The following is a 15,780-nucleotide window of genomic DNA, read 5'->3' on the forward strand; positions in this document are numbered from 1 at the left end:
TGCCCGCTCCCACCTGATCGGCCGATCGGCGGGCTCACCGCCGGCGGACAGGGTTCGCGAGGGGTGGCCGCGAAGTTTTCTCCCGTCGATTTCGAGTGGCCGGGACCTTCGCTGAGCACGGCTGATAAAGCCGTTGTCAGAGGATCCCGATCACCGCGATCAGGCTCTTAACCTGCGCTTACACGTCGTCGGGCATTGTTTTCCCTAGCCGGTGAGTACCGGTCTCCGCCCCGTCCGATCGGGGGGGACGTAGGACTTGGGGGAAGACATGGACCCGAACAGGAATGAGCAGAACACACCGGCCGAGGCGACCCCCGGGAACGACGGCTGGACCCAGTTCGGCAAGGTGCCGCCCCGCGCGGGCGCCTACCGCGCCGGTGCCGACACCGGATCGCAGCCGACGCTGATCCACCCGGTGCCGGAGCGGCTCGCCGCCGAGGCGCACGGGGGGGCCGGGGGGATCGGGGGATCCGGAGGGGCCGGGGGGCCCGGGGGGCCGGGGACGGTCCCCCCGCAGCGGGGGCGGCTCACCGCCGGGCAGAAGATAGGCGCCGGTCTCGCGCTGGCGGCGATGGCCGTCGGTGGTGGGGTCGCGGGGGCCTTCGCCGCGACGGGTCTCAACAGCGGTGCCACCGCCCAGGTCTCGTCGTCCAGCCCGGTGGTCAGCCCGGTCGGCAACGCGACCACGGTCGCCGACATCGCCCAGGCCGTCCAGCCCTCCGTGGTGTCGATCGAGGTCAGGACCGCCGCCGGTGGGGGCGAGGGGTCCGGGGTGGTGCTCTCGGCCGACGGCCTGATCCTGACCAACAACCACGTGGTGGAGGCCGGGGGCCAGGGGGGTCCGGGCAGCCAGGTGACGGTCAAGTTCAGCGACGGGAAGTCCGCCACCGCGAAGATCATCGGAACCGACCCGGCCACCGACCTCGCGGTCATCAAGGCGGAGGGCGTCTCCGGCCTCACCAAGGCCACGCTCGGCGACAGCGACCGGCTGAAGGTGGGCGACTCGGTCCTCGCCATCGGCAGCCCGCTCGGCCTGTCCGGCTCGGTCACCGCCGGGATCGTCAGCGCGCTGAACCGTACCCTGACCGTCGGCGGCGACCAGGGCCAGCAGCAGCTCCCGCCCGGCTGGGGCAGGCAGCAGCAGGGCGGCGGCGGGGCCACCACCATCGGCGGCGCCATCCAGACCGACGCGGCGATCAACCCCGGCAACTCGGGAGGGGCGCTGGTCAACGCGGCCGGGGAGGTGGTGGGCATCAACACCGCCATCGCCACCAACGGCGGCGAGGGCAGCATCGGTGTCGGCTTCGCCATCCCCATCACCACCGCGAACCAGGTCGCCGAGCAGCTCATCGAGAGCGGCAAGGTCTCCCACGCCTTCCTGGGCGTGAGCGTGACCGACGCCACCGGGGACGCGGGCGGCGCCCTGGTCGGCCAGGTCACCGAGGGCAGCCCCGCGGCCAAGGCGGGCATCGAGCAGGGCGACCTGATCACCAAGATCAACAACACGGCCGTGGACGAGGCGGCCACCGTGGTCGGGGCCGTCCGCGGCTTCAAGCCCGGCCAGCAGGTGACCATCGCCTACGTCCGCGACGGGCGGCCCGGCACCGTCACCGTCACCCTCGCCGAGAAGACCGGCGAGTAGGGCTCGGGAGCGGGCGCGCCGCCGGGGTCGTGGACATGTCCACGACCCCGGCGGCGCCTCCGTGTCCGGGCGAAGTCGCCTGGACCCGACGTCTGCCGTCGGCTAGGTGGTCATGCCCTGGTCCATCTCTGGGTGGCCTGGCCGTTGCACGTGGCGACGGTCACGGTGGAGGTGTTGCCGGTGCCGGTGACGTTGAGGCAGAGGTTGTTGGCGCCGCTGGTCACGGTGCCGTTGGAGTTGAAGGTCCACTGCTGGTTGCTGTTGGTGTGGCAGTCCCACAGTTGCACGCGGGTGCCGGAGCCGGCGTTCGTGGGGGCGTCCAGGCACTTGCCGAGGAGCTGGAGCCTGCCGGAGCCGTAGCTGAAGAGCTGGTTGGCGTTGGTGTGGCAGTCGTAGATCTGCAACTGGGTGCCGTTGGCGCTGGCGCTGTTGGGGGAGTCGACACAGCGTCCGGCGCCCTCGCTGCGCAGGCGGAAGCTGGTCGTGGGGGTTGGGGTGACGCTCGGGGTGGGCGTCGCGGTGGGCGTCGGGCCGGGCGTGGAGGTGCTCTGGAACTGGGAGATGAACTTCCACACCTCCCCCTTGGTCCAGGTTTGGGCGCCGTTCTCGGTGTAGGTCCCGTCCACCGGGGCGGGCGTGTGACCGTTGTCGTACGCGGCCCAGACGACGGGGTATCCGGCCTGGCACCCCGAATAGGCGGTGACGACGTGCGTCCGGCTGCCAGAGGCCGGCTCAGGCGGGTTCTGGGCGGTACAGCCGTTGTTGCGGACGAATCTGTCCCGCAGCGCCCGTCCTTGCGAGATGTTGAGGACACTGTCGGTGATGCCGTGCAGTCCCATGTACGCGATGGGCTGGGTGCCGCCGCTGCATCCGCTGAGCTGCGAGCCGGCGAACACCGCGACCGCGCGGAAGACCGTCGCGCGGCTGCACGCGAGGGAGAAGCTCATGCCGCCGCCGTAGCTGAACCCCATGGCGAAACGCAGCGAGGGGTCGACGCAGAGATCCGCCTCCACCCGCTGCATGATGTCGTCGAAGAGGGTGACGTCCTCACCGTTGGAGTTGGCCCAGCCGTTGTTGAGGCCCTGCGGCGAGATGAAGATCGCGGTGTTGTTCGACAACTGTCGTTGTCCGTAGTAGGACCAGGAGGCCCCGCTGCTTCCACCGGAGTCGACGTCGTTCATGGTGCCGTTCAGCCAGTGGATGCCGAAGATCAGGCGATAGGGATTGTTGTTGTCGTAGTTCGCGGGAATTCGCAGAATGAAGCTGCGATTCTTTCCGCTGGACTGAATGGTGTGTGTTCCGCTGCTCAGCGTCGGGTTCTTTCCACATCCCGCGGTTCCCGCGAGCGCGGCGGTGGACGCCGAGGCTCCTGTGCCGCTGCTCATCGCCGCGTGTCCCGTCACCAGGACGACGGCCGCCGCGAGCGCCATGGTCCCGAGGATGAACCTATGCCTCAACATTCGTGATTCCCTCTGGCCGCAGGGACCGGGTCGACGACAAGGACATGTTCTGCCTTCCTCTCCATCGGCGGCATCGAATGCCCGGAGCCGCGAAACCGGAATCGAGGTGTGAACGCCAATGTTCATCAGGACTTATCGGTATGCCGCTTGCGCGCTGTACGGGGCGTAATGCCAGGGAGCAAATACGACCTGATTGTGGATGTCAAGTAACTTGATTCGCGGTCCCGGCCGCCGGGCCCGCGGGGCGTGCCCCTGTGCGTGCTGGCCAGGGAAGGTTCGTGCCCGCTCCTGACGCCCGGAATGAAAGTTTCGTAGCGAACGGGTCGATCGCGCGCCGGGCGGAGGGTTGCGGTCCTCAAATATGATCATGGAATGCCGCTGTCACGTGTAGGCGCGCCCCGCCCTGAAGTTTCGATATAATTCCGATAGTTTCGGCTGGAATCGGCCAATCCTGGGTCGCGTGGGTCGGGTTCGAGGAGACCCGCATCCACTACGCGAGGCGTACCGAGAGTTGAGCGGTCCCGAGTGAGAACCGGGGACGGCGCGCTCCATCGGCTCGGACAGGCGAATCACCAGGTGACCGACCGGGTGACAACGACCACGGACGAGGCCGGACGGCGGTGGATCACCGGGGACCGCAGGCCCGGGGGGAGCGGGCGTGGCTCATGGTCCCGCCCCGCCCGGGTTGCCTCGCGAACAGGATGTCAGGGGCTCTCCGGTCGTGCCGGTGAAGGGCCGCTAAGGCCCGAGCGTGTAGTGGTCTGACGGGTTCACGCATTCCGCGTCTCCTCTTTCCGACATTCGATACGGTGGGAACAAAGGTTCGAGCGAGAGGGGTGGTGTGGTGCGTAGGTCGTTTAAGTTCCTGCTGCGCCCCACCGCCCGCCAGAGCGTCGCGTTGACCGCCTGCCTGGATGATCACCGCGCCCTGTACAACGCCGCGCTGGAGCACCGCCGCACCGCCTACGCCAAGGCGAAGGTGAGCATCCGCTACGGTGACCAGTCCGCCGACCTGAAACACATCCGCGCCGATGACACAGACGGCCAGGGCCGGTGGTCGTTCTCCTCCCAGCAGGCCACCCTGCGCCGCCTGGACAAGGCGTTTCAGGCGTTCTTCGCCCGGCTCAAGGCCGGGCGCACGCCGGGCTTTCCGCGCTTCAAGGGCGAGGGACGGTTCGACACCGTCGAATGGCCCAAGGACGGCGACGGCTGCCGGTGGGACTCCCAGCCCGAGCACCCCACCGTGACGTTCGTCCGCCTTCAGGGCGTCGGCCACGTCCGTGTCCACCGGCATCGCGCCGTGCGCGGTACCGTCAAGACGATCGGCGTGAAGCGGGAGGGCTCCCGCTGGTACGTCGTGCTGTCGTGTGACGGCGTGCCCGCCGAGGCGCTGCCCGCCACCGGCGCTGCCGTCGGGATCGACCTGGGGGTGGCGGCGCTGGTCACCACCAGCGAGGGTGAGCACCTGGCCAACCCGCGCCACCTGACCGCCTCCGCCGAGCGTCTCGCCGCCGCCCAGCGCGATCTCGCCCGTAAGAAACGCGGCTCCACGCGGCGCCGTAAAGCGGTGGCGCGGGTCGCCGCCCTGCACGGCAAGGTCCGCCGTCAACGCCTCGACGGCGCACAAGGCCGCCCTCACGCTGGTCCGCGACCACGACGTCATCGCCTGCGAGGACCTGCGGATCGCGAACCTGACCCGCTCGGCGTCCGGCACGCTCCAGGCGCCCGGCAGCAACGTGGCGGCCAAGTCCGGCCTCAATCGCAGCATCCTGGACGCGGGTTGGGGGGTGTTCCTGACGATCCTGTCGCACAAGGCTGAAAGCGCCGGTCGAGAGCTGATCGCGGTGAATCCCGCCAACACCTCCCGCACCTGTGCCCGATGCGGGCACTGCGCGAAGGAGAACCGCGTCACTCAAGCCGAGTTTCACTGTCAGCGGTGCGCACACGTCGCGCACGCCGACGTGAACGCGGCGACCAACATCCTCAGGGCAGGGCTTGCCCTTCGCCACGTCGCGCGAGCGGCTTAGCGAGAAGCCGCTCCCTCCAGAGAGCGGAGGAGTAGCGGAGGAGTCACGTAGAGGTAGCTCGTCGTCGAGGTGCCCTGCACCGGCAGGACGTACGCCGGCTGGGAGCCGAACGTCGTGCCGTCGCCGACGTTGGTCCACCCGCTCCACAGGCCGGAGACGCTGGAGGCCGTCGCGTACCTGGCCTGGTTCGGATTCCATCCGGTGGCGCCGGACGTCAGCAGGAAGTACGTGCTCCCGCGCTTGAACATGGCCGGCGCCTCGCGGTGGCCGCCGGGCCAGAAGTTGCCGACCAGGGCGCCGCCGTGGGGCGTCGTTCGGCGGCGGGGGTGACGACACGGCTCGGCACGGTCGCCGGTGACGCGACGCCCGCGAGAGTCTTCCGGCGCGGGGACACAACAGGCACCCTTCTACGAGGGGCAGGACGGCGTGCGATTGTGTTAGCGCTAACAGCAGGGATACGCGTCGGCCCGTGGAAACGGGTGGATTCCCCGCGGGCCGGAAAGGATCGGAGCGCATCGGTGTTTCCGCTGTGTTTCCGCAGAGTGTTTACGTTGCCATCGCGGATGTCAACAGATCCGCGAGGTCCCGGAACGCGTACTCGCCGGATCTGACAGGCTTGACCGATCGATTGTGAGCGCACACACTGATGTGGCGCCGACCTGACCTGCCGTTCCGCAGTGCTCGCGGATGGTGTGCCATGCGCATCGGCATTTCCCGCCTCCTCGTGCGGCGGTTCTCCGTCAATGAATGTTAGCGATAACATTTCAGCGCTCGAAAAGAGGTCCGTATGAAGGTCGGCAGATGGGCGGCCGGGACGGCCGCGCTCGTGCTCGCGGGTTCCGCCCTGGTGACGACGGCCTCCCCGGCGTACGCCGCGACGCTGCCGACCGGCGCCCGGTCGCTGGAGGCGGTCAACTACCCCGGCCACTACGTCCGGCACGCCGACGCGCTCGGCCGTCTCGACCCGGTGACCTCCGCGAGCCCGGCCCAGACCAAGCTCGACGCCACGTTCACCGTGGTCAACGGTCTGGCCTCGCCGTCCTGCTACTCCTTCCAGACCAAGAGCGGCCTTTTCCTGCGGCATTACGACTGGCGGCTGCGCGTCGACGCCAACACCGGCGACGCGACCTTCCGTGCCGACGCCACGTTCTGCGCCGTGGACGGGTCGGTCGCCGGCTCGACTTCCCTGACCTCCTACAACTACCCGGGCCGTCGGATCAGGCACCGCGACTTCGGGCTCTGGCTGGACACCTACCAGGACACCGCTGGGTTCCGCGCGGACAGCTCGTTCAAGATCACCGCGCCGTGGTCGCCCAGGACGAACCGCAACCCGGTGATTCCCGGCCTGTTCGCCGACCCGCACGTCATCACCGCGGGCGGCCGCTACTACCTTTACGCGACCACCGACGGCTACGCGGGCTGGGGCGGCACCTACTACAAGGCGTTCTCCTCCGCCGACCTGGTGAACTGGACCGACCACGGCGTCGTCCTCGACCACGGCCCGGACGTGTCGTGGGCCGACGACTCGGCCTGGGCGCCCGCGGTCGCCGCCGCCGACGGCCGCTACTACATGTACTTCAGCGGCGGCGCGGCCTCCGGGAACACCGCCAAGCAGCTGGGGGTCGCGGTGTCCGACTCGCCCACGGGCCCGTTCCGGGACGCGCTCGGCCGGCCGCTCGTCGCCGCCGGCCAGTACTCGGGCCAGGCGATCGACCCGATGGTCTTCACCGACGACGACGGCCGCTCCTACCTGTACTGGGGGCAGGGCGCCGCCCGCGTCGTGCCGCTGAACGGTGACATGACCTCCTTCGACCCCGCGCAGGTGCGCGTGATCACCCCGTCGGGCTACAACGAGGCGCCGTTCGTGTTCAAGCGCAACGGGATCTACTACCTCATGTGGTCGGAGAACGACACCCGGAGCGAGGACTACCGGGTGGCGTACGCCACGGGGACGAGCCCGACGGGGCCGTGGACCAGGCGCGGCGTCGTGCTGCAGAAGCGGCTGGAGGCCGGGATCAAGGGCACCGGGCACCACTCGGTCGTCCGGGCGCCCGGCACCGACACGTGGTACGTCGCCTACCACCGGTTCGCCGTACCGGCGGGGAACGGCACCAACAGGGAGGTGGCCGTCGACCGGATGGAGTTCAACGCGGACGGCACGATCCGCCCGGTCGTGCCCCCCCTCTGAGCTGTTCTCCCGGTCGCGACGGAGTGTCCGGAGAACATCGGTCCAGGTAACGATTCTTTCAAGCCCGCCAATCCGAACAGCGGGATGTCACGAACAAGGAGAAAAGTAATCGGCGGGAAAGCCGGTCGTTTCCCAGGGGTTCTCGTGAACGATCCACCACCGAAGTCGTGCGCCCAGCGAATCGTTGTCGGCCGCGCGGGCGAACTGCCGGGGTGGCTGCTCGATGGTATGTTCCGCCTGCGTCACGAGGTGTTCTACGAGCGTCTGCGCTGGGACGTCGACAGCTTTCACGGTATGGAACGCGATTTCTACGATGACTGCGATCCGGTCTACGTGATCACCTATCGGGCGGGCTGCCGGGAGGTCACGGGGTGCTGTCGGCTGCTGCCCACCGACGGCCGTTACATGCTCCCCGAGGTCTTTTCCGAGACGTTGCGCGGTGGCGTCGCTCCTCGTGATCCGGCTGTCTGGGAGCTGAGCCGGCTCGCCACCGGCGGGGGCGGATCTCGTACCGTGGCGGCGGGTCTCGGTCCCCTCGCTCGTGCGTTGCTCTGGGAGGCGTTCCGCTGGGTCGATCAGCACGGCGAAGCGGTGGTAGCGGTTTCGGGCGTGGCCCTGGAGCGCAGGGTGAATGCGATGGGTGTTCCTACCCGGCGATTGGGCGATGGCGGAGCGGCCCGGCTCGGCAAGCTTCTCTGTTCCGCCTACATCACATTGACCAGGGATTTTCTGGAAAACGCGCCACCTGTTCCGGAAACGGAGACCGATTGTCAGGGCGGTTGTGCCGCCGTTCGGGGTTGAGAGCCGATGCGGAGGGTGATCGCCGGATCGGGCCCAAGCGGGCGCCACGACGTGGACGGAGACAGCGGACGGAGACACCAGCGGGAAGGTCGTCGTCGCCTGGATGTGGTGAAGATCGTGGAGGCGGCCGGGTTCTGGCGGCTCGCCGACCATGAAGCGGGCAAGGTGGACCCCCTGTCTGGTCTGTCCAGACCCGGCCCAGGAGAATGCGAGATCACACGCAGCGACAGACGCCATCTGTCCGGTCGGTGCCGGCTCTCCACGTCGCGAGTGTCGTCCTTGGCCGCGCTCCACCCGGGTTGCTTCGAACGCCGCTCCTCGAACGCGGTCGGGGAGCGTCCCGGAGGCCCTCACCGACCGGCGGTCAGGGCCTCCGAGCGCCACAGGTCGCGGTAGTAGCCGGGGGAGGACACCAGTTCCGCGTGGGTGCCCCGCTGCGTCACCGAGCCGTTCTCCAGTACGACGATCTCGTCCATCCGCTCCAGCCCGCGCAGGCGGTGGGTGACGAGCAGCGTCGTGCGGCCGTGGGTGGCGTCCAGGAGGTCGGCCATGAGCGCGTCCGCCGTCGTCTCGTCCAGGGCCTCGGCGGGTTCGTCCAGCAGCAGCACCGGCGGGTCGTGCAGCAGTGCCCGCGCCAGAGCCAGCCGCTGCAGCTGGCCCCCGGACACCGTGCGCCCGTCCTCCCCGAGCACCGCGTCCCAGCCGGTCCGCTCCACCCACCGGTCCAGGCGCGCCCGCCGCACCGCCTCGGCCAGTTCCTCGTCACCGGCCTCCGGGCCCGCGAGCCGCAGGTTGTCGCGCAGCGACGTCTGGAACACGTACGGGTCCTGCGTCAGCCCGGTCATCACCCGCCGGGTGTCGTCGGCCGCCAGCTCCCGGACGTCCACCCCGCTGACCCGGATCGTCCCCGACTCGGGCTCGACGAGGCGCATCAGGGCCGACAGCAGGGTGCTCTTGCCCGCGCCGCTGGGGCCGACCAGGGCGACACGCCTGCCGGGGGTGAGGGTCAGGCTGACGCCGTCCAGGGCCGGGGGAAGCCCGGCGCCGTGCCGGACCACCAGGTCCTCGATCTCGATGGTGGGCGGCCCGGCGGGGACCGCGACGGGAACGGCCGGCTCGGCCACCGCCGGTGGGGTCGCGCCCACCTCCCGCAGGCGGCGCAGGGCGGCGAGCACCCCGGTCAGTCGTTCCCCGGCCGCGGCCATCGGCAGTATCGGCTCGAAGGACACCAGCGAGACCAGCGCGAGGACCGCGGTGGCCACGGCACCCGCCCCGGAGTTCATGGCCAGCAGGACGACGGCCGCCACGGTGAGTCCCTGGGTGAGCAGGCCCAGGGCCGAGGCGATCGCGTTCGCCCGGGACTGCCTGCGTTCCAGCGCCGCCAGCCGGGCGTCGGTCTCGGCGGCGGCGGCCAGCGCCCGCTCGTCCGCCCCGTAGGCGGCCAGGTCGGCCGCGCCGTGCACCAGGTCGGCGACCCGGGCCGCCAGGTCCGCCCGCGCGGGGGCGATCCGCGCCGACCAGCGCCGCGCGGCGGCGGCCGTGCCCGCCGGGATCAGCACCCCGGCCACCAGCAGCCCGGCCAGGAGCACCAGCGCCGCCACCGGGAGCAGGAACAGCCCGATCACCATCGCGGCCACGCCGGTGACCAGTGCCGCGACCGCCGGAAGCAGGCAGCGTACGAGCAGGTCCTGTACCGCGTCGGTGTCGTCGACCATGCGGCTGAGCAGGTCGGCCCCGCGCCTGTTCGACGATCCCGTGGGAATGAGCGCCTGGTAGAGCCGCTCCCTGGTCGTCGCCTGGGCCCGCAGCGCCACGTCGTGACCGGCCAGGCGCTCCCCGTAGCGGAAGACGCCCTTGGTGGTCGCGAACGCCCGCACCCCGACGATCGCCACGCTCAGCGCGGCCAGCGGCGGCTGCTCCGCGGCCCTGGTGATGAGCCACGCGGCGGACCCGATCAGCCCGAGCCCGGCCAGCTCGGCCGCGGCCGCCCCCGCCGCCGCGAGGACGAGCCGCCCGCCGGTCCGGCCCGCCGGTCGCTCGTCCGCGCTGTCCGCCTGTGGTGCGTCCGCCCGGCTCGCCTGTGGTGCGTCCGCCCGGCTCGCCTGTGGTGCGTCCGTGCGGCTCGCCGGTCGCTCGTCCGCGCCGCCTGTCGACCGCTCGTCCAGGTGGTTCGCCGGTCGTCCGTCTCGTTCGGCCGCCTCGCTCGCCGGTCGTCCGTCCGTCCGGTTCACCGGGATCCCGCTGACGCCGGTCACGAGGTGACCTCCTCTCGCGTCTCCGCCGATGCCCTGTTCCCTGCGTCCCCTGCGTCCCCTGCGTCCCTTGTGTCTCCCGCGTCCCCTGCCACCACGCGGCCGTCGGCTATCCGGATCACCCGGTCGGCCAGGTCGATCATCGCGGGCCGGTGGGCGACGATCACGGCGGTGCGGCCCTCGGCGAGGTCGCGGGTCGCGCTCACGATCGCGCCCTCGCTACGGCCGTCGAGTCGCGCGGTCGGCTCGTCCAGCAGGAGCAGCCCGGCGTCCGGGCGGCAGAACGCGCGGGCCAGCGCGACCCGCTGCCGCTGCCCGGCGGACAGGTTCGTTCCCCGCTCGCCGAGCACGGTGTCGTAGCCCTCGGGCAGTGCCGTGACGAACTCGTCGGCCTGCGCGGCCCGCGCCGCGGCCCTGATCTCGCCGATCGTCGCGCCGGGGGCGCCGAGCCCGATGTTGTCGGCCACCGAGGTGGCGAAGAGATGCGGGCGCTGCGGTACGAACGCCAGCCGGGCGCGCCAGGAGTCGTGATCGCCGATCTCGGCGCCGTCGACCAGCACCCTGCCCTCCGAGGGGGTGACGAAGCCGAGCAGCAGGTGGAGCAGGGTGCTCTTGCCCGCTCCGCTCTCGCCGACCAGCGCCACCCGCTCACCGGGCGCGATCACCAGCGACACGTCCTCCAGCGCGGCCTCCTCACGGTCGGGGTAACGCACCGTGACGTTCTCCAGCCGGATCTCCGGCGCCCTGCCCGATTCCGGCCCCGAGCCTGGCTCCGGTCCTGATCGCGGTCCCGGTCCTGATTTCGGCCTCGGGCTCGGTGCGCTCGTCGTCGCCGTGCGCGTGCCCGCCTGCTCGTCGCGCGGAAGCGGTGCCTCCGCCGTCCCTGCCGTCCTCGCCTTACCTGCCGTCTCCGCCTGGCCGTCGAGTACGCCGAACGCCTCGTCGGCGGCGGCGACGCCCTCCATCGCCGCGTGGAACCTGCCGCCCATGTTGCGCAGCGGCAGGTACGCCTCCGGTGCCAGGAGCAGCACCAGCAGCGCGGCCGACAGGTCCAGGGAGCCGGACAGCAGCCGCAGGCCCACCGGGACGGCGACCAGGGCGAGTGACAGCGACGCGGCCAGCTCCAGCACCAGCGAGGACAGGAACGCCACCCGCAGCGTGCGCATCGTCGCGGCCCGGTGGGCGTCGGCCACCCGCCGGATCACCTCGGCCTGGTAGCGGGCCCTGCCGAAGGCGCGCAGCGTGGGAAGGCCCCTCACCACGTCAAGGAAGTGCCCGCCGAGGCGGGAAAGGGCCCTCCACTGGCGTTCCGTCACGGCCTTGGTGTGCATGCCGACCAGCGCCCCGAAGATCGGGATGAGCGGCAGCGTGACCAGCACGATCACCGCGCTGGCCAAATCGGCGGCGAACAGCCGGACGAGCACCGCGATCGGCACGACGCCCGCGACCGCCACCGCGGGCAGGTAGCCCGACAGGTAGGGGTCGAGGGCGTCCAGCCCCCGGCCGGTCAGCGTCACCAGCTCGCCGGAGCGCTGGGAGGCCGGCCTGACGGGGCCCAGGTCCCGCAGCCGCGCCAGCAGGCGGTGCCGCAGGGCGGACTTCACCCCGGTGGTCATCCGCCCGGCGGCGGCCCCCTGCGCCAGGGTGAGCAGCGCCCGGACCCCGACGACCAGCGCCAGCAGGATCAGGGCCGAGGCCGCGAACCGCCCGGACAGCACCCCGGCGAGCAGCTCCGCCTGGACGAGGACGAGCAGCCCGGTCAGGACGGCGGCGGCCAGGCACACGGCCAGGTGGCGGCGGACGGCCCGCTCGCCCAGCGCCAGCCGTACGAGATCCTTGTGCATGCCAACCCTAGAGAGCTCAGAAGAACGACGGAACCCGATCGGAGGCGGCGCGCCCGGGACCGAACGTCCGCCACACCCATACTTGCGCACCCACCATCACCGGCGCGAAGGGCAGAATCATGACACTGAGCACACTTAGCGTCCCGGCGGGCGCCGTACGGTCGAGCAGCCAGGGGGCGAGTACGGCGAGCAGCACCGCGACGGGCGCGGCGGCGGCGCACGCGGAGAGCAGGAACGCCCGGCCGGTGCGGCGCGCGCCGGTCACCTGCCCGGCCAGCCGCCACGCGGCGAACGTCCAGCCGTGGAAGGCGAGCAGCGCGGCCACCACCAGCCCGCCCGCCAGCCCCGGCAGGCCGATCGCGGACCCCGTCAGGCCGCCGGCCACCGCGGCCAGGGCCATGCCCCAGCTCAGCGCCAGGCCGTACGAGCCGATGACGATCGCCCAGTCCCAGGTCGCCCGCCACGCGCTCCCGTCGGCGCGGCGGCGGAACCAGAGCCCGGCGTCGCGGACGATCCACGACACCAGCAGGGAGACCACCAGCGGGTAGAGGCCGAACAGCACGTCTCCCTCGATCGAGGGGAAGACGCCGAACAGCACGCCCGCCACGGCCACCAGCCACACCTCGTTGGCCAGGACGAACGGCGCCATGGCGGCGACGATCCCGTCCCGGTCCCTCCGCGTCCTGCCGAGTACGGGCAGCAGCATGCCCACGCCGATGTCGAAGCCCTCCAGGGCGAAGTAGCCGATCAGCAGGAGGGCGAACACGCCGAGCCAGAGGATGTCCACGGTCTCTCCCTAGTGGCTGAGCGCGTGCGCGCGCTCGGTGGGGTCGGCCGGCGCGTCGGCGCCGAGGGTGACGGCGGCGGGCCCGCGCCGCACGGTACGGGCGATCAGCACGTAGTCGATCACCGCGAGCAGGGCGAGCACGCCGGCGAAGGCGACGAGCGAGACGGTGACCATCCCGGAGGTGAGCCCGGGGGACATGGCGTCGGCGACGGTCAGTTTGCCGTTGACCATCCAGGGCTGCCGGCCGGACTCCCTGGCCAGCCAGCCGAGGATCGCCGCCACGAACGGCAGCGGGGTGATCGCCATCAGCACCGGATGTGTCCAGCGCCAGCGCGGCAGCCAGTACACGGTCGGCGCCAGCACGAACAGGATGAGGAGCTGGATCAGCTGGCCAATCATGATCATGAGTCCGAGCCCCAGGCCGGCGAGGCCGCCGCCGTTGAACTTGTCCGGCTGGACCGCGGCGATCACGCCGAACTGGGCGTAGCCGAAGCCGACCGCGAGCAGCGAGCCGACCAACGAGGTGATCACCCCTGTGCGGAGCGAGCTCGTGAAGAACTCCCGCTCGGCGGTGCGCCGGAACAGCTGGTACGCGCTGGCTCCCATCACCACGAAACCGCCGGTCCACAGGCCCGCGCCGAGCACGTGCGGCAGCGCCATGGTCAGCGTCGGGTTGGTGAGCAGCGCGCCGAAGTCGGTCAGGACCAGGTGGCCGTCACGTTCCACGGCTCCGGCGGGGTTCTGCAGGAAGGAGTTGGCCACCATGATCCAGAAGGCGGAGGCGTAGGCGGTCAGCGTCACCACCCAGATGCACGCCACGTGGAGCCACCTGGGCAGCCGGTGCCAGCCGAAGATCCACAGGCCCAGGAAGGTGGACTCCAGGAAGAACGCGCCGAGTGTCTCGATCGCGAGCGGCGCGCCGAAGATGTCCCCGGCGTAGTGCGAGAGGCCGCTCCAGTTCATGCCGAACTGGAACTCCATCACCAGCCCGGTGAGGATGCCGAGCGCGTAGTTGATCACGTAGATCTGACCCCAGAAGCGGGTCGCCCGTTCGTGGACCGGCTTGCCGGTGACGGCGTAGCGGGTGTGCATGATCGCGATCAGGGGGGCCAGGCCCAGGGTCAGCACGACGAACAGGAAGTGGAGGCTCCCTGTCACGGCGAACTGTGTCCGGGCCAGGTCGAGCACGTCCACGGTCTCACCTCCGTTGTTATGTTTGTCTACCTATAGGCACTCTACATGTAGAACGCCTACATGTAGCATGCCTATACGAGAGGTAGGCTGACGACGTGAGCGAGCGAAGCGAACGAACCGCCGTGCGCGGTGACGCGGGATCCGTCCGGCGGGCGGAGGTGACCGCGTGAACGCCGACGCGCTCCGCGGGCACATGGACGCCCTGCTGCTCTCCGTGCTGGAGCACGAGCCGCTGCACGGCTACGCGATCATCGAGGCCCTCCAGGCGCGCAGCGGCGGCACGCTGAACGTGCCGACGGGCACGGTCTACCCGGCGCTGCGACGGCTGGAGCAGGCGGGATACCTGGCCAGCGAGTGGGCCACGGTGAGCGGGCGCAAGCGGCGCACCTACCGGCTCACCCCCTCGGGGCGCACGGCCCTCGCCGGTGAGCGCTCCGCCTGGCGGGAGTTCGCCGGAGTCATCGGCAGCGTCCTGGAGCCGCGCACCACCCGCTGACGTCCCGGAGCCGCCGACAGGCGGGGGGAGGGCGTCCGGGATCGCCGGGCCGCACCCCGTGCGTCCAGGTCACCGGCGCCCGCGCCGGCCGGGACACGCGAGGCGGGGCTCAGAGGGTCACGACCTTCAGGCGGCCACGACCTTCAGGCGGCCACGGGCCCGGACGATCACCGGATCCGGCCGGTCGCGGGTTCGGGGGGCCGTGAAAGTGGTCGTGAGGCGGGTGGTCACCGGATCCGGCCGGCCGCCGGTTCAGGCCGCCGTGAGACTCGGGCCACCGTAAGGCTCGGGCGGTCACGGGGCTCAGGCGGTCGCGGGGTTCAGGCGGCCACGGCGGGGGCGGGCACACGCCGGGTGACGCTCAGACAGCGGAAGGCGCCGTACAGCTGCATGGCCCAGAGCGCGTAGCTCACCAGCGACGCGGCGATCCCCGGCGGATAGTCGCTGAACCCGGCGGAGTCCCGGGAGCCGAACATCAGCGCCCCGCACGACACGAGCATGACCGGCAGCATGGCCCAGACGAACACGCCCAGGAACCGGGTGACGAGCCAGGGCCGCCTGATCCCGCGCAGGCCCCGGCCCAGCGCGAACAGCGCGAGCCCGCCGACCACGCCGATGAACATCTGGAGCATGTCCACGCCGCGGGCGACCGGGACGAACCAGGCGGGCGTGTGCTCGTACGCCGTCGGAGCGGTGGGAAAGATCTTCCAGATGACGCTCCACATGATCGCGGTGAGCGGCACGGTGACGAACAGCAGGGCGGCGAGCCTCCGGCCCGCCGACTTGGACAGCTCCTCCTGGTAGCCGGGCGCGATCTCGCGGATCGTCCCGAACTCCTCGACCGCGGCCCGCTCGGCCTCGTCGCGCCTCAGGCCGTCGCTCTCCAGCGCCTCGGCGCTGTCGAGCAGGCTGTCGCGCGCCTCGGTGATCATGTCGAGCTTCGGTCGCCGAGGACCTCTGAGAGTACGGCTGAGCCCGGTCACGTAGTCCTCGATGACCCCGGTGCCTGCCATACGCTCTCCAGTCGCCCGATTTCCATCCAGGGTATGCGTTTCCCATCCTGGTGTCCCGGCCAGAAGGGGCGCATCG

At 71.0% G+C, this 15,780-nt stretch carries 11 protein-coding genes and 1 pseudogene; 5 read left to right on the forward strand and 7 right to left on the reverse strand.

Translation table 11 applies throughout. The features are described from left to right. Positions 1-268 precede the first annotated feature (268 nt). Positions 269-1,642, forward strand: coding sequence for a S1C family serine protease (locus ACFFRH_RS13000; RefSeq protein ID WP_386156448.1), 1,374 nt, complete (start codon positions 269-271; stop codon positions 1,640-1,642). Positions 1,643-1,752: 110 nt separating this feature from the next. On the opposite strand, the gene ACFFRH_RS13005 is transcribed toward ACFFRH_RS13000, so the two are convergent. Continuing rightward, on the reverse strand, positions 1,753-3,102 hold the full coding sequence (locus ACFFRH_RS13005; protein ID WP_344747480.1) for a ricin-type beta-trefoil lectin domain protein: 1,350 nt from the start codon (positions 3,100-3,102) through the stop codon (positions 1,753-1,755). 844 nt (positions 3,103-3,946) lie between these two features. Here ACFFRH_RS13005 and ACFFRH_RS13010 point away from each other — a divergent pair. Beyond that, positions 3,947-5,129, forward strand: a pseudogene (locus ACFFRH_RS13010) (RNA-guided endonuclease InsQ/TnpB family protein). Here the strand turns inward: ACFFRH_RS13010 and ACFFRH_RS13015 are convergent. Beyond that, a complete protein-coding gene (locus ACFFRH_RS13015) occupies positions 5,126-5,377 on the reverse strand; it encodes a glycoside hydrolase family protein (RefSeq protein ID WP_344747479.1) in 252 nt (83 codons plus the stop codon). The pseudogene ACFFRH_RS13010 and the gene ACFFRH_RS13015 sit on opposite strands and share 4 nt — an antisense overlap. 539 nt (positions 5,378-5,916) lie before the next feature. Between ACFFRH_RS13015 and ACFFRH_RS13020 the strand changes: the two genes are divergently transcribed. After that, positions 5,917-7,317, forward strand: a complete 1,401-nt coding sequence (locus ACFFRH_RS13020) for a family 43 glycosylhydrolase (RefSeq protein ID WP_386156451.1) — start codon at positions 5,917-5,919, stop codon at positions 7,315-7,317. Between the two features lie 144 nt (positions 7,318-7,461). Continuing rightward, entirely contained in the window at positions 7,462-8,118 is a 657-nt protein-coding gene (locus ACFFRH_RS13025) for an acyl-homoserine-lactone synthase (RefSeq protein ID WP_344747477.1), read from the forward strand. Positions 8,119-8,468: 350 nt separating this feature from the next. Here ACFFRH_RS13025 and cydC read toward each other — a convergent pair whose 3' ends face one another. The 4 genes from cydC to ACFFRH_RS13045 are packed head-to-tail and all read right to left on the reverse strand — an operon-like array spanning position 8,469 to position 14,195. Beyond that, a complete protein-coding gene (gene cydC / locus ACFFRH_RS13030) occupies positions 8,469-10,373 on the reverse strand; it encodes a thiol reductant ABC exporter subunit CydC (protein ID WP_344747476.1) in 1,905 nt (634 codons plus the stop codon). Beyond that, positions 10,370-12,214, reverse strand: coding sequence for a thiol reductant ABC exporter subunit CydD (gene cydD / locus ACFFRH_RS13035; RefSeq protein WP_386156454.1), 1,845 nt, complete (start codon positions 12,212-12,214; stop codon positions 10,370-10,372). Before cydD ends, cydC begins: the two co-directional genes overlap by 4 nt. Positions 12,215-12,230: 16 nt before the next feature. Continuing rightward, positions 12,231-13,001, reverse strand: coding sequence for a cytochrome d ubiquinol oxidase subunit II (locus ACFFRH_RS13040; protein WP_386156457.1), 771 nt, complete (start codon positions 12,999-13,001; stop codon positions 12,231-12,233). 9 nt (positions 13,002-13,010) lie between these two features. Next, entirely contained in the window at positions 13,011-14,195 is a 1,185-nt protein-coding gene (locus ACFFRH_RS13045) for a cytochrome ubiquinol oxidase subunit I (protein ID WP_386156459.1), read from the reverse strand. Between the two features lie 166 nt (positions 14,196-14,361). Here ACFFRH_RS13045 and ACFFRH_RS13050 point away from each other — a divergent pair, with 166 nt between their 5' ends. Then, positions 14,362-14,691, forward strand: coding sequence for a PadR family transcriptional regulator (locus tag ACFFRH_RS13050; RefSeq protein ID WP_386156461.1), 330 nt, complete (start codon positions 14,362-14,364; stop codon positions 14,689-14,691). A 320-nt stretch (positions 14,692-15,011) separates the two neighbouring features. Here the strand turns inward: ACFFRH_RS13050 and ACFFRH_RS13055 are convergent, their stop codons facing one another. Beyond that, complete coding sequence (locus ACFFRH_RS13055; RefSeq protein ID WP_386156463.1) at positions 15,012-15,704, reverse strand: permease prefix domain 1-containing protein; 693 nt, start codon at positions 15,702-15,704, stop codon at positions 15,012-15,014. Positions 15,705-15,780 lie beyond the last annotated feature (76 nt).

The organism is Streptosporangium vulgare (assembly GCF_042428775.1).
GTDB lineage: Bacteria > Actinomycetota > Actinomycetes > Streptosporangiales > Streptosporangiaceae > Streptosporangium > Streptosporangium vulgare.

Coding starts and splice junctions, on each gene's coding strand:
- ACFFRH_RS13015 (WP_344747479.1), bottom strand. CDS start 5,377: ATGTTCAAGCGCGGGAGCACGTACTTCCTGCTGACGTCCGGCGCCACC.
- cydD (WP_386156454.1), bottom strand. CDS start 12,214: ATGCACAAGGATCTCGTACGGCTGGCGCTGGGCGAGCGGGCCGTCCGC.
- ACFFRH_RS13055 (WP_386156463.1), bottom strand. CDS start 15,704: ATGGCAGGCACCGGGGTCATCGAGGACTACGTGACCGGGCTCAGCCGT.
- ACFFRH_RS13020 (WP_386156451.1), top strand. CDS start 5,917: ATGAAGGTCGGCAGATGGGCGGCCGGGACGGCCGCGCTCGTGCTCGCG.
- ACFFRH_RS13000 (WP_386156448.1), top strand. CDS start 269: ATGGACCCGAACAGGAATGAGCAGAACACACCGGCCGAGGCGACCCCC.
- ACFFRH_RS13005 (WP_344747480.1), bottom strand. CDS start 3,102: ATGTTGAGGCATAGGTTCATCCTCGGGACCATGGCGCTCGCGGCGGCC.